Source organism: Cytophagaceae bacterium, assembly GCA_016722655.1.
Taxonomy (GTDB): domain Bacteria; phylum Bacteroidota; class Bacteroidia; order Cytophagales; family Spirosomataceae; genus Leadbetterella.
The window spans coordinates 2,951,433-2,965,564 of sequence record JADKIR010000004.1 but is presented as its reverse complement, the minus strand read 5'-3'; the positions used below and the strand labels follow the sequence as shown (position 1 = coordinate 2,965,564).

The window sequence follows — 14,132 nt, the reverse complement described above, 5'->3', positions numbered from 1 at the left end:
AATCTTTTCCGGAAATAATATTAATAATTCTCTGATAAATCTAATAAAAAACCAAACCTAAAATTTGTTTTGCTTTTTTTCTTCAAAGCAGGAATTTATTTTTTCAGGTCTTAACCTAAAAACCTAACTTTGTAAAGCATTTTCAAACCGATAATTCCTAAAAAATGATTCATTTCTTCGGGCAATCCCAAAAGACCGTTTATGCTGTTCAGATACTGAAAAATATTTCTGATGAGGACATCAAAAAACTACTTTGGTTATTTGACACCTCCAGTGAGCACATTTTCAATAAGTTAAATGACGAAAATGCGAGTTTAACCGGGACTTTTGTAGGCCCCAGAGCTACCATGGTAACCCCATGGAGCACCAATGCCGTGGAAATTACTCAGAATATGGGAATTGAGGGAATCATCAGAATTGAGGAATATACTGAAGTGGGAGCTGAATCAACTGATTTTGACCCAATGCTTTCTCAAAAATATTCGGTTTTAAATCAGGAAATTTTTACCATTAATAAAAAACCTGAGCCTATCCTGGAAATTGAAGATATTTCGGCTTATAACCAACAAGAGGGGCTTTCGCTTAGTACAGAGGAAGTAGAATATTTGGAAAAATTATCAGAAAAAATTGGCCGAAAACTTACTGATTCTGAGGTATTTGGCTTTTCACAAGTAAATTCAGAACACTGTCGTCATAAAATATTCAATGGCACTTTTGTAATTGATGGTGTAGCAAAACCTTCTTCTTTATTCAAATTAATCAAGAAAACTTCGGAACAAAACCCTAATGACATTGTCTCGGCCTACAAAGACAATGTGGCTTTTTTGAAAGGGCCGAAAGTGACTCAATTTGCACCAAAAAGTGCTGAAAAACCAGATTTTTATTCTGAAAAAGAATTTGATTCAGTGATATCGGTAAAAGCAGAAACACATAATTTCCCTACCACAGTAGAACCATTTAATGGTGCAGCTACCGGGTCAGGTGGTGAAATTAGGGACAGATTAGCAGGTGGACAAGGCTCCCTTCCTTTGGCCGGAACTGCAGTTTATATGACAGCTTATTCAAGACTTGAGGAAAATCGCCCATGGGAAAATGGCATGGAAGCCAGGAAATGGCTTTACCAGACCCCGATGGATATTCTGATAAAAGCCTCTAACGGTGCCTCTGATTTTGGAAATAAATTTGGGCAGCCCCTCATCGCAGGTTCGCTTTACACTTTTGAACATCAGGAAAGTTCACGTAAACTGGCATTTGATAAGGTAATTATGCTTGCAGGTGGCATTGGTTATGGCAAAGAAAGTCAGGCAAAAAAACAAACCCCGAAAGTAGGAGACAAAGTGGTAGTACTTGGGGGTGACAATTACCGCATTGGTATGGGAGGTGCCGCAGTATCGTCTGCTGATACGGGTGAATTTGGCTCAGGAATAGAATTAAATGCAGTGCAAAGGTCAAATCCTGAAATGCAAAAACGTGCTGCCAATGCCATCAGAGGTATGGTAGAAAGTGACCACAACCCTATCGTTTCGATACATGACCACGGTGCCGGTGGGCATTTGAACTGTTTGTCAGAGCTTGTAGAAGAAACCGGGGGATTGATTGACCTTGATAAATTGCCGATTGGTGACCCTACCCTATCTGCCAAGGAAATCATCGGAAATGAGTCGCAGGAAAGAATGGGTTTGGTGATCGGAGAAAATGATATTGATACTTTGAAGCAAATTGCCGACCGTGAAAGGTCACCGATGTACACTGTGGGCGATATCACCGGCAATCATAGATTCACATTTGAGTCCAAAACCACTGGTATAAAACCCATGGATTTTTCTATTTTGGATATGTTTGGCAGCTCTCCTAAGTTTATCATGGAGGACAAAACGCAGCCAATCACCTATTCTGAGCCAGAGTATTCTGCCGATGATATTGAAAAATACCTGAATCAGGTTTTACAAATGGAAGCTGTGGCTTGCAAAGACTGGCTTACTAATAAAGTGGACCGTTGCGTGGGCGGACGTGTGGCAAAACAGCAATGTGCAGGCGAATTACAATTGCCTCTCAACAATGTGGGCGTAATGGCTCTGGATTACAAAAGTGGCCACGGTATCGCTACCAGTATAGGGCATTCGACCGGGACGGCCATTATTGACCCGGCTGTGGGTTCAAGAAATGCAATCGCCGAGTCCCTGAGTAATATCGTTTTTGCTCCTTTAGAAAACCAACTTAAGTCGGTTTCACTTTCTGCCAACTGGATGTGGGCCTGCAAAAACCCTGGTGAAGACGCCCGCCTTTATGCTGCTGTAGAAGCCTGTTCAGAGTTTGCGATAGCACTCGGAATTAATATTCCTACCGGAAAGGACTCCCTTTCGATGAAGCAAAAGTACCCTAATGACGAAGTGATTGCCCCTGGAACAGTAATAATCTCTGCTGCCGGACATTGTGATGACATCACTAAAGTCGTGGAGCCTGTTTTAAAACCAAATGCCGGGGATATTTATTATCTTAATTTATCTAAAGATGACTTTAAACTTGGTGGCAGTTCTTTTACACAAATCCTTAACAAAGTGGGCCAGTCGGCTCCTGATATCAATGACGCAGGTTACTTTGCCAAGGCTTTCAATCTGTTTCAGGATTTAATTAAAAAAGGACAAATCGCTGCCGGTCATGATATCGGAAGTGGTGGATTGATCACAACCCTTCTTGAAATGAGTTTTTCGAACACTGATTTGGGAGCAAAATATGATTTGAGTGGTTTTGAGGAAAAAGATTTGGTTAAAATTCTTTTCGCAGAAAATATTGGTTTGGTATTTCAAGCCAAAGAAAATGCTGCCAATACACTGAAAGAAAATGGCATTGAAGTTGTAAAAATAGGATCACCAGTTCCAGGTAAAACTATTGAAATCGTAAAAGATCACAAGAAATTAAGCCTTGATTATCATCAACTTAGAGATACATGGTTTAAGACTTCTTATCTTTTGGATAAAAAACAAAGCAAAAATGGCCAGGCAGATGCCAGATACGCCAATTACAAAAATCAACCTTTGAAATATACTTTTCCTCAACATTTTACAGGTAAAAAACCGGAAGTCAAAGGATCTCAAAAACCCAAAGCTGCCATCATCAGAGAAAAAGGTAGTAATTCGGAAAGGGAAATGGCCAATGCAATGTATCTGGCAGGTTTTGATGTTAAAGATGTGCACATGACCGATCTTATCAGCGGAAGAGAAACGCTGGAAGACATTCAGTTTATCGGGGCTGTGGGTGGATTTTCCAATTCTGACGTTTTGGGCTCAGCCAAAGGATGGGCAGGGGCTTTTTTATACAATGAAAAAGCCAATATTGCTTTGAAAAACTTCTTCAAAAGGGAAGATACCCTTTCAATAGGTATTTGTAATGGTTGCCAACTATGGATGGAGTTGGAATTAATCAACCCTGAGCATGAGATTCACGGCAAATTGCATCATAATGAGTCGCATAAGCATGAAAGTATTTTCACTTCAGTAACTGTGCAAGCTAACAACTCAGTGATGCTTTCTACCCTTGCCGGTAGTACACTTGGCGTCTGGGTATCACATGGTGAAGGAAAATTCCATTTGCCTTATTCTGAAGATAAATATAAAATCGTTGGAAAATACGGCTATGCTGAATACCCTGGGAACCCTAATGGTTCTGACTTCAATACGGCCATGATGTGCGACAATACAGGCCGTCACCTGGTTACCATGCCACATATTGAGCGTTCGACATTCCAATGGAATTGGGCCTATTATCCCGAAGGCCGGAACGATGAGGTTACCCCATGGCTGGAGGCATTTGTTAATGCCAAAAAATGGATTGATACCAAAAACCAGGAATAATTCAAAGAAAAGGTATTTATCTTCTTACCACGAAATTCTCTCTCTCCTGAGGAAGGAATAGTCTCTTATGGTAGTCCGGAGAATCAACACGAAGCAAAAATGGTTGATTTTGGAGAATTTCACCTGTAAAAATATTGAAACCGTATTTTTTCTTCAATACTTTGGCTTCGATTCTGGCCACACCGTCATTTACCAGGCCAATTTGTTTGGCCGCCTGGTGTGAAAGATCCAAAACTCTGTCGCCATGATATGGTCCCCGATCATTAACCAGAACGATTACCTTTCGGCCATTATCGGGGTTAGTCACTTCTACCAAAGTCCCAAAAGGGAGAGTTTTATGAGCACAAGTAAAAAAATTATTACTAAATACAGCACCACTTGCTGTCGTTCTCCCACCGAATTTTTTAGCATAAAAGGAGGCGAGACCTTTGAAAGTTTTCCTGTAATCAAGTCCTTGAGAAAAGGACAAATTGCTGATTAGCAGAAACAAGATTAATTTAAATGTTACTCTGTTTTTTATCATAAATTATTGTTTAATGTGTGGAGGCTTGCATAATCAATTGATTATCAATACCAGATTTTTTATTTCGGTTGCAAAACAAACGTCAGGATTGAAAAGAATTGCTACAAAACACCTTAAAATTTCCTTAAAAAACCTGATAACACAAGGTTTTCCAGAAAAAATACAAAAAAGTGTATTAAAAAAATACAAAATTTAAGTAAACAGAGGATTTTTAATTATGTAAAATTTATTAAATATTGATAATTAATTACTTAGTGTGTACACTATTGTGGTAGTATGAGTTTTGGCAGGAATGAGAACTGAAATCCCAGTAATCTGATATTGAAATTGAATGTTTGTTCTGGAAGTAGTCCAACCAGAACTCATTGTAAAAAAAGACTGAGGACTGCTACTTAATTGAATAAAGCTGGTGCCTCCTGAAATTGATCCTGATGAAGCAGTACCATTGTTACTCCTCCTTGCCCAAAGTGCCAAACCTGAGTTCCAATCAGAATCGATTTTATGGATTGTAACATAATAAGTAGTAAAAGTTGACATTCCTGAAACGGAAATGGTGGTTTGATTTGTAGCACTGGTTTGAGTCAAAGAGTAATTAGAACCGGCTTCTGTGAGAGTACCTGCAGCCACACTTGAAGTCCATGCAGGAGCTTGACCGAAAGTAAGGTTACTTAATAATATTAATATAAGCAGGATTCTATTCATTTTATATGGACATTCCAAACCAGGATAAATCTTATTATTTTAAGTCTGTCACACTCTTATTTATTAACAATACTAACCGCTAAAATCATTCCAATAGTATATATATTTAGGAATAGTTTTACACAATTGCGATTTTTTTTTAATATTTTCATGCTCTAATAATAAAAAAAGCTATCAAAAATAAATGATAGCTTTTCCGAAAAATTAAAAATAAGGAATTTAATCAGTTTTTACTTTTACTCTCACAGCCTTGGAATCAAACATTCCCATCAAAGTGCCTTTCAGGTTGTCCTGATCGACTTTTTCAAGGTCCAAATTCAAGTCATATCCTTGTGCCGAAAAATAAATTGTGATTTTGTCGGTTCCTTCTTCAATATTCGTAATAGGAATGGCCGGTGCATTTGGGTCTGCTGGAATAGTAAGTTCTCCAAATAATTTACCCTCTTTTCTTTGCAAATCAGTGGCAAATTTGATGTCTCCATTCGGGGTACCGGCTACCATAATTTCCCATTTCCCCAGAAAATAATCATCTGCCTGAATGAAACTACTTAAAAGAGTTAAAACAACTAAAACTGGTACAACAATATTTACTTTTCTCATAAAAAATATAGTTTTAAATATTAAAAAATCGCTTATAAATTATTTTAATCTACTCCCTTTAACCTCAAACATGCCCATTAATTTACCTGTAAAATTATCTGCATCTTCTTTCTCCAATAACATATTGATATTCATACCATTAGTAGTGAAAAATGCTTTAATTTTTTCGGTATTTTCTTCTTCAATTTTATCTAACGGCAGGACTTTGTCCCCCTGCATTTTGGAAGTCATGGTACCGGTAAGTTTGCCATCTTCACGCTTTATTTCCAGTGAAATATCTACGTCACCTTCCGGAGTTCCAATCATTTTTGCTGCCCATTTTCCAACGAAAAAGTCGGCATCATTACTTTCCTTTGGAGTTTCAGTCAAGGGAATTCCACTTTCTACCAATTTTACCTCAGCACCCATCACTATCATTAATGAATTAAGCTCAGCCGTTGGGTTTACAAATACTACATATATATCCTGCATTTGATCTTTGGAAACATCCGCATTGATTGAAACAGATAATGGTTTAGGTGTAAAGTCCATTTTTTCGGAAGGTTCCAGCAAGACCGACTCCCCAATTTTCTTGCCTTTTGGCCCACCGATTCTTAGTTCTACCTTTCCACCGGCAGCATTAAGTTGAGGTTTTGGAGCTGTAACAAAAAGAACCAACTCTGTAATCCCCTGTAGATCAACCTGTTTCAAAACCATGTATGATGCATGTTTTGGAATTGCCAGATTGTTACCTCCGAATGACATTTTGTTGATTTCGGCATATTCATCAAAACCGTGGGCATCAAGTTTTGCATTTTTCAAAATAAAACTTTTTTCCGATTTCATTGCCGGTATTCCATTGGCACCCTGATCTTCATAGGCAGCCCTAAGAATATAAACCCCTTTCCCTTTGTCTCCTGAGGGTACTTTTGCATTATAGGTTCCTTTAATGGGTAGGCCTTTCTCTTTTGGTTTTTCATTGGCAACATTAAGTATATATCGGACCATTTCAGCCGCATCAGCAGTGGCAAGCTGTGGATGACCAGCCATAGCAGTCTCACCCCAAACACCGCTACCTCCTGAAATAATCTTTTTGGTCAGAGTCTCAAGAGCAGCATTGTTTCCCTTATATTTCTCCGAAACCTGACGATAGGAAGGCCCTATAGATTTACTGTCTTTTTTATGACAAGCCATACAATCGCTGGCTTCAATGAGTTTCCTGCCTTTTGAGAATGCGGAGTTTTCATCAGCTGACCGATGACCCATTGCAATCATGTTTTTATCGAAACCTTCTGAAAGATAATCAATATTCACAGCAACATTCTCAGGGTCTATTCCTGCACCCAATTCCCCGTCTTCTTTGTCGGTCACTTTTATGTCATAGGCAAAAGAGCGGTTGGGCACAAAAAATGACTTATTACTTTCCGGCATTTCTAAACTCAAAACAGGTGGTTCATTTCCGGCTGAAATTTCAATTGCCTGACTATTGGTACCTCCTTTCCCGTCATTGACAGTTAGGGTAACTTTATAAATTCCTTCTTTTGAAAGCGTGACATTGGCGTCTGGAGTATATAAAATTCTGGAATAACCATTAACAGAAGAAATTTTCCATGTGTATTTCAGTGGATCTCCATCGGCATCGGTGGTTCCTTTTGATGTCAGTTTTAAATTAAATGGAATTGCACCCCCTGGCTGGTTGGCAGCCATCTGTATTTGAGGCTTTCTATTTCCCCCATTGTATTCTATTCTGATCAATCGGGCATCATCATTGGCTGTAAACCAACCTGTTCCATATTCCAGCATATATAAATCGCCATTGGAGGCAAATTCCATATCCATAGGATTTGAGAATTTATAGTTAGGCATAAATCTTTCCTGGGAAATTAAATTACCCTCCTTATCCATAGTTACCGCCATAATCCAGCCTCTCATCCAGTCATATTCCAGAAATTTACCATCATAATATTTTGGGAAAGGTCTGGCTGCTGTTTTGAAATCAGAAGCATAAAAAACCGGCCCAGCCATGGCATTTCGGCCTCCATTACCCACTAAAGGAAACTCTTTGGAGTCGCCATAAGGATACCAAACAAAGGCATTTTGGGCTGGAGGAAGAATTTCAATACCGGTATTATTTGGCGATGTGTTTTTGGGAGCATGGGAATCCCAAAGTTCCAAAGTCTTTTTATTTTCAAAGTCATATTTAAAATAAGCCTTATTATCACCTACAAAATGGGGCCAGCCAAAATTTCCGGCTTTGCGAGCTTGTCCCACTTCGTCATGCCCTGCCGGACCACGTTTTTCATCAGATTTTGAGGCATCAGGACCCACATCACCCCAATACAAATATCCGGTATGCTGGTCAATAGAAATTCTGAATGGGTTTCTGTGACCCATCGTATAGATTTCAGGTCGGGTCTTTGGAGTACCTTTGGGAAACAAGTTCCCTTCAGGAATCGTATAAGTACCATCGGTCTGAGGCTTGATTCTGAGTATTTTACCTCTCAGATCGTTGGTATTGGCCGAAGACTTTTGAGCATCCCAGGGACTACGACCCGGTCTTTCGTCGCTGGGGCTATACCCATCAGAGCCATGGGGATTGGTGTTATCACCAGTAGAAAGGTACAAATTTCCCGCTTTATCCCAGGCAATGGATCCTCCTGTGTGGCAGCATTCCTGCCTTTGGGTTTCTACTTTCAGTATTTCTTTTTCTGAAGTGAGAAGAATCTCATCGCCTTTCATTGTAAACCTTGAAAGGACATTGTATGTGCCTTTTGTAGAAGAATAATACATATAAACCCAGCTATTTATTGCAAAATTGGGATCTTTATTTAAACCAAGAGTACCATCTTCTGCTACAGATTCTTTTCCATCAGCACTGATATATTTTAAGCTCACCGGAATTTTTGCTATCGTTTTCAGCTTTTTCGTTTTGGTATTATAAAGTCTGACTTCCCCTTTTCTCTGAATAAATAAAACCCGGTCTTTATCAAGTAATGACAATTCCATAGGCTCATCCAATTTTTCCTCCAGTATAACTTTAGTGAAGCGATTTTCTTCCGGTCTGGATTTTGTAAAATCGACCGGTTTTGGTGCTACCCCACCGGCAGCATAAACCACCCCTGCATATATATGATTGAGAAAAATTGGCTCGGAATAAGTTTCATCGGTATGCCCCATGGCAGTATAAAAAGACCTCCCTCCGTCAAATTCATGATACCAGCTAATGGGATGGTCATCACCATTTTTGCCACCTATATATGATTTCTCATCGATTTTTACGACAACATTAATTTTTGAAGAAATATCTTTGAAACTATAAAATTCATCTTTTCTCTCAAATGAATCGGGCATACCGGCAGTAAGTTCATTTCTTTTGGTTACGAAAAATCTGCCATTCTGAACATTACTTGGAGTGCTGGGATGATCCAGAAACCATGCACCTGCAAGTTTATTGTACCAGGGCCATTCATATTCTGTATCGGTGGCTGCATGGATTCCCACATAACCTCCTCCCGCTTGAATATAACGTTCAAAGGAGTTCTGTTGAGCATCGTCAAGGATATCTCCTGTAGTATTGAGGAAAATAACAACGTTAAATTTTTTGAGATTTTGCTCGGTAAATTGTTCAGAATCTTCGGTGAAACTTACCAAAAATCCTTTTTCCTTTGCCAATTTAGTGAGGGCAACTTTTCCGGCTTCAATGGATTGATGCCTGAAGGCGGCTGTCTTGCTAAAAACCAAAGCATTGATTTTTGTTTGAGCTTTGGAATCAATAACCCATAGGAACAACAACATTCCCAAAAGAATTTTCTTCATATTTGTTTAGATTAGGATATACAAGGTTTAAATAATCAAGCCAAAAATATAAAAAATAATATTATTGTCTATATTTAAGACAATGATTTTTATATTTGGATTAAAAATAGGATAAAAGGTAGTCAATCTTTTATTTTTATAGGTTAAATTTTGAATTTTAAGTCTTGGCAATATAAATATGATGAATTTAGATGAGGAACATTTTATTCCTCAACTTTCTATTGATAGCGTGATATTCGGATACTGGGATTCCAGGCTTAAAGTATTGATAGCCAAAGTCAAAATGGATTATGATATATGGACACTTCCGGGCGGATTCATACAACAGCGTGAGCATATTGATGCCGCTGCCATGAGAATTTTGGAAGAAAGGACCGGACTCAACAAAATTTATCTGGAACAGTTCAGGGTATTCGGAGCTGAAAACCGTGTTAATGACTCTTTCCAGGAAAAAGTAAAAACCTGGCAAAATATTGGTTCCAATTTTGAACTTGAGAAAATGTTAAGGTGGTTTTCCAAGCGGTTTGTATCTATTGGATACTATGCTCTAGTGGATATAAACAAAGTGAGTCTCAGGAAAGGAGAATTTGACAATAGTGTGGAATGGTACGATATTGAAAATCTGCCAGTAATGATAATGGACCACAATGAAATGGTGAACTTTGCTCTGGAAAAACTCAGGGAAAAACTCGACGAGAAACTGATTGGATTCAATCTATTGCCAGAAACCTTCACCATGCGGGAGCTACAGGAACTTTATGAGGCGGTATATGACCGACCATTCCCCCGAAACAATTTCCAAAAGAAAATGCTGGATCTCAACGTGTTGGAACGCCTCGAAAAAGTATATACTGGTGCGGCTAATAAGGCTCCGTTTTTGTATAGGTTTAGGAAGGGGGATTAATTAGAACTTCAAAAAAGATTCAAAAAAAAATTCGAAAATATTATTATAAAAATTAAAAGCTATCATTAAAATCAGAATCCCTTTATATTATTTTATATTAACCACTCTACCTTCTAATTTCGGAACATAAGTTTCAAATGTTTTTAAGTATCGGGTCATTGCTTCCAAAACGGGGATCAAAGTATCTTTCTTATTTTTTCCATTTTTAAAACCCAAAAATCCATCTCCTCCATCTGCTAAGAAATTATTAGTTAACACTTTATAAACTTTTTCTAATTCAAGAGATTGTCCATTTATTTTAACACTACTTACTCTTTTACCAGATTCAAGTGACTCATCATATTTCATTTCAACACCTTTAGAAACCTGCAAAATACCATTTGTAAGTCCTGCTCCATGCTCAAAAATCCCCATTAAGTCTTTTCCGGTGAGGTCCGTTTCAACCACTGTATTTGGAAAAGGAAAAGCCGTGATCAGATCTCCTACGGTTACTTGCGGCCCCAAAATATCTTCCCTAAGTCCACCACTATTTGTAAGTGCAAAATCGGCATTTGGATTGGTAAACATTAATGCATCCGCCACTGCATTCCCCAGGTTTGATTCTTCGCCATAAGATCTTGAAAGCATTGAATTTATTTTACAAACCGGTTCCTGTATAATTATCTTCAATTTTTCAGATGTTTTTCTAATCACTTCTGCGGTTAGTTCATCATCTTTTATTTCATCATCATAAACCACCTGCAATTTATTTCTATGTGAAACAATTTTATCTTTTTTTCGATTATAAACAATATCTAAACGGCCCAATTGAATGCCCAAGGCATCGGTTGAAACGATTAATGTACCGTTGGAAATCAAAGCTTCAGGAGTACCTTTATGTGCATGGCCGGTAATCAAAACATCAATTCCCGGAACATTTTTTGCCAATTCAATATCTTTTTGCAAACTTCTTTCTACATCGGATTGACCAGAGGAAGACTGCCTGCCAGGGATACCTTCATGCACAAGTAAGATTATTAAATCAACTTTTTTATCGAGTTCGGCTATGTATTTTTTTAGGTATTCTTCTTCATCCCTGCATTCAATACCACTTACCATAACCTCTGCTGTTGTATCATAAAATGAAAATTTGCCATGAAGTCCGATAACCCCGAGTTTTATTCCATTTTTTTCAAAAATCTTATAGGGATTATTCCAAATCAAATCATTTGAATTTTTCAGAAAAATATTTCCATTCAAAATCGGAAAATTGGCTTTTTTAAACTGTATAGGTACGTTTTGCCAGCCATGATCAAACTCATGATTTCCGACACAAACAGCATCGATTGGCATACTATTAATCACATCTATTACTGCTTCGCCTTTTGTTAAAAAACTATGATATGGCCCTGTAAAAAAATCCCCGGCATCAAAATAAAGGACATCCGGATTCTTGGTTTTTTCGATTTTGACAAGGGTAGAAATATTGGCAAAACCACCTACATTACGATTTTTATCCACCCAATTGACACGCATGGGTTCAAAATTTGAATGCAAATCATTAGTATAGAGAAGCGTCAATGACTTGTTTTTTTGACCAAATACCTGTGTACCTAAAATAAAAAGAAATAGAATTTTTTTCATCAAAATAGGTTTTGAAAAATCAGCTTTAAACTGAAATTTCTTAATTGTAAAAAAAACTGCCAATTTAATTATCGGAAAAACCAGTAATTCCTTCTAGAAATAATTGTAAATCTAGAAATTCTATTTGGAAAAAAACAAAAAACAAAAATTAGAGAGATTTTAAATTTGGCATAAAAAACTCAGCTCATCGCAAAAGCAATCATTTCTTTTCCTTCAATCGCGGCAGCTAATTTATCACCTTTATGAATTTGACCGGTGCCTTTGGCTGGCGTACCGGTAAAAATCAAGTCGCCAGGCTGGAGTGTCATAAACTTTGACACATAAGCGATTATCTCTTCAAAAGTATAAATCATCAAAGTTGTATTGCCTGTTTGCTTAAGTTCATCGTTGATTTTCAGATCAAAATTGATGTTTTTCAAATCAGGAAATTCAGATACCGGAACAAACGATGAAACGGGTGCCCCGCCATCAAAACCTTTGCCCAGATCCCAGGGGCCTTTGCCTTCGCGGCTTTGATCAAAAATATCTTTGGCAGTGAAATCAATACCGATTCCTATGGCTACAATAAAGCTTTTTGCATCACTTTCAGAGATTTTCTTGCCTGTCTTTCCAATTTTTATGACCAGTTCAGCTTCATATCGCAAATCATTGGTAAAATCAGGAAATTCGACATCTTGATTGTTGGTTACCAGGCTGGTTTCAGGCTTTGAGAAGATTATTGGATTACCGGTTTTTCCTGCATTTTTGTCTTCACCTTCGTTGATATAGTTTTTTCCAATAGCCAGAATTTTCATGATTAATAAGTATTGAATGAGAGAATGATTGATTGATTTATTGAATGATTGAATTGTCTATTTTTTTATTGAATTTAAGAAGTATTTTTTAGAATACAATTTGAATGAAAAGAATCGAATAGGATAATATAAAAATTGAGCAAAAAAAAATCAGAGCTTCATTGAAACCCTGATTTTTATTGAAATCTAAAACAGAAATTATTTTTATTTTGCAGGAATCAAGGTAATATTTCGGTATTCAATAGGTCCGTGATCGCCTTGAAACATAATTGGCCCGGCTTCGGCCTCATTACTGTCTATAGCTCCACCGGTAATACCCGGAATCTCGTTTTTGTAAATAATTGTTTTGCCGTTTAAAGCAACAGTTACGACTCTTCCTACCAAAATCACGTCAAAACTTTGCCACTCGCCAGCGGGTTTGGCAGGCAGTTCCAAAGGTTGAATAAATCCATAAATGGCTCCCAACTCACCTAAAGCTGGTTCTTTTCCATAACTATCGGTAATTTGCACCTCGTAGCGACCACGAAGATACACCCCGCTGTTACTGCCTTTCGGCACTCTGAATTCCACATGAAGTTTGAAATCATTGAATTTGCCTGTGGTTCTGATATTTGCACCCGACTTTGGACTTTTCAAAACGCTATTTTCCACAACCCATTGACTAGGCTGACCAAAAGTATCCCAGCCCTCGGTGTTTTTTCCATTAAAAAGTTTGACGGGCGTTCCCCAAACTGGTTCTTTGGTTCGGATCAATTTCGGTGCCCTCACTCCTACCCAGGTCATCACCTCACCGTTAGGCATGGTCATGGAGCCTGAGAGAGCATCATTTTTTAGTTCTCCCTCCACTTTCAGGTCTTTATCGATACTGTCCCATTGTGGGGGAATCGAAAACGTCAATTTATTTTCATTAAAAAATATGCGGGAAATTGGCCTGGCACTTCCTCCATCGGCAACGAAATGTCCAACTAAATATTTGACACCCGAATGGTTGATTTCCAGCCAGGAAGGCACTTTTTGATCACCCCGGGTTACGGTCAAATCCCACCGACCTTCAATATTTTGAGCGTGGGTCTGATTAAGGCTTATTAGAAAGAAAAGAAAACCAAAAAGGGGGTTTTTAAACAGATTATTCATAAATATTCTTAGTATTTTACTGAAAGTAGCTACAATATTAATCCGTTTATTGGGTTTTCCAAAAATATAATCTCCGAAGTTTTTATTATAAAATTATTGGGATTTTTCTTTTATTAGTTTTCTTGAATTTTCATGCAGATTTGTTTTATAAATTTCAAAAAGAAAGTATAAATTCTAAATAGAATTGGTGAACTTTCTGGAAATAT

At 37.8% G+C, this 14,132-nt stretch carries 9 protein-coding genes; 2 read left to right on the top strand and 7 right to left on the bottom strand.

All coding sequences use genetic code 11. From position 1 onward, the window contains the following. Positions 1-164 precede the first annotated feature (164 nt). A complete protein-coding gene (gene purL, locus IPP61_13390) occupies positions 165-3,851 on the top strand; it encodes a phosphoribosylformylglycinamidine synthase (GenBank protein MBL0326152.1) in 3,687 nt (1,228 codons plus the stop codon). Positions 3,852-3,867: 16 nt separating this feature from the next. On the opposite strand, the gene IPP61_13385 is transcribed toward purL, so the two are convergent. The 4 genes from IPP61_13385 to IPP61_13370 all read right to left on the bottom strand — a co-directional run bounded on the left by IPP61_13385 (position 3,868) and on the right by IPP61_13370 (position 9,471). Continuing rightward, positions 3,868-4,374, bottom strand: coding sequence for a septal ring lytic transglycosylase RlpA family protein (locus tag IPP61_13385; GenBank protein MBL0326151.1), 507 nt, complete (start codon positions 4,372-4,374; stop codon positions 3,868-3,870). A gap of 243 nt (positions 4,375-4,617) precedes the next feature. After that, on the bottom strand, positions 4,618-5,076 hold the full coding sequence (locus IPP61_13380) for a hypothetical protein (protein MBL0326150.1): 459 nt from the start codon (positions 5,074-5,076) through the stop codon (positions 4,618-4,620). A 219-nt stretch (positions 5,077-5,295) separates the two neighbouring features. Next, positions 5,296-5,676, bottom strand: a complete 381-nt coding sequence (locus IPP61_13375) for a hypothetical protein (GenBank protein ID MBL0326149.1) — start codon at positions 5,674-5,676, stop codon at positions 5,296-5,298. Positions 5,677-5,715: 39 nt separating this feature from the next. Continuing rightward, complete coding sequence (locus tag IPP61_13370; GenBank protein MBL0326148.1) at positions 5,716-9,471, bottom strand: ThuA domain-containing protein; 3,756 nt, start codon at positions 9,469-9,471, stop codon at positions 5,716-5,718. 178 nt (positions 9,472-9,649) lie between these two features. Between IPP61_13370 and IPP61_13365 the strand changes: the two genes are divergently transcribed. Next, the gene (locus tag IPP61_13365; protein MBL0326147.1) at positions 9,650-10,375 is read left to right on the top strand and encodes an NUDIX hydrolase; all 726 of its coding nucleotides are present in this window, start codon (positions 9,650-9,652) and stop codon (positions 10,373-10,375) included. Between the two features lie 87 nt (positions 10,376-10,462). Here IPP61_13365 and IPP61_13360 read toward each other — a convergent pair whose 3' ends face one another. The 3 genes from IPP61_13360 to IPP61_13350 form a co-directional block, all read right to left on the bottom strand. Further along, on the bottom strand, positions 10,463-11,998 hold the full coding sequence (locus tag IPP61_13360; GenBank protein ID MBL0326146.1) for a bifunctional metallophosphatase/5'-nucleotidase: 1,536 nt from the start codon (positions 11,996-11,998) through the stop codon (positions 10,463-10,465). Between the two features lie 179 nt (positions 11,999-12,177). Then, on the bottom strand, positions 12,178-12,792 hold the full coding sequence (locus IPP61_13355; GenBank protein ID MBL0326145.1) for a fumarylacetoacetate hydrolase family protein: 615 nt from the start codon (positions 12,790-12,792) through the stop codon (positions 12,178-12,180). A 204-nt stretch (positions 12,793-12,996) separates the two neighbouring features. Beyond that, positions 12,997-13,926 (bottom strand): DUF1080 domain-containing protein, encoded by a 930-nt coding sequence (locus tag IPP61_13350; GenBank protein ID MBL0326144.1) that lies wholly within the window; start codon positions 13,924-13,926, stop codon positions 12,997-12,999. Positions 13,927-14,132: the final 206 nt, after the last annotated feature.

What these genes read in the sequence shown, in the direction of transcription:
- purL (MBL0326152.1), top strand. Translation starts at nt 165, where the DNA reads ATGATTCATTTCTTCGGGCAATCCCAAAAGACCGTTTATGCTGTTCAG.
- IPP61_13385 (MBL0326151.1), bottom strand. Translation starts at nt 4,374, where the DNA reads ATGATAAAAAACAGAGTAACATTTAAATTAATCTTGTTTCTGCTAATC.
- IPP61_13380 (MBL0326150.1), bottom strand. Translation starts at nt 5,076, where the DNA reads ATGAATAGAATCCTGCTTATATTAATATTATTAAGTAACCTTACTTTC.
- IPP61_13375 (MBL0326149.1), bottom strand. Translation starts at nt 5,676, where the DNA reads ATGAGAAAAGTAAATATTGTTGTACCAGTTTTAGTTGTTTTAACTCTT.
- IPP61_13370 (MBL0326148.1), bottom strand. Translation starts at nt 9,471, where the DNA reads ATGAAGAAAATTCTTTTGGGAATGTTGTTGTTCCTATGGGTTATTGAT.
- IPP61_13365 (MBL0326147.1), top strand. Translation starts at nt 9,650, where the DNA reads ATGATGAATTTAGATGAGGAACATTTTATTCCTCAACTTTCTATTGAT.
- IPP61_13360 (MBL0326146.1), bottom strand. Translation starts at nt 11,998, where the DNA reads ATGAAAAAAATTCTATTTCTTTTTATTTTAGGTACACAGGTATTTGGT.
- IPP61_13355 (MBL0326145.1), bottom strand. Translation starts at nt 12,792, where the DNA reads ATGAAAATTCTGGCTATTGGAAAAAACTATATCAACGAAGGTGAAGAC.
- IPP61_13350 (MBL0326144.1), bottom strand. Translation starts at nt 13,926, where the DNA reads ATGAATAATCTGTTTAAAAACCCCCTTTTTGGTTTTCTTTTCTTTCTA.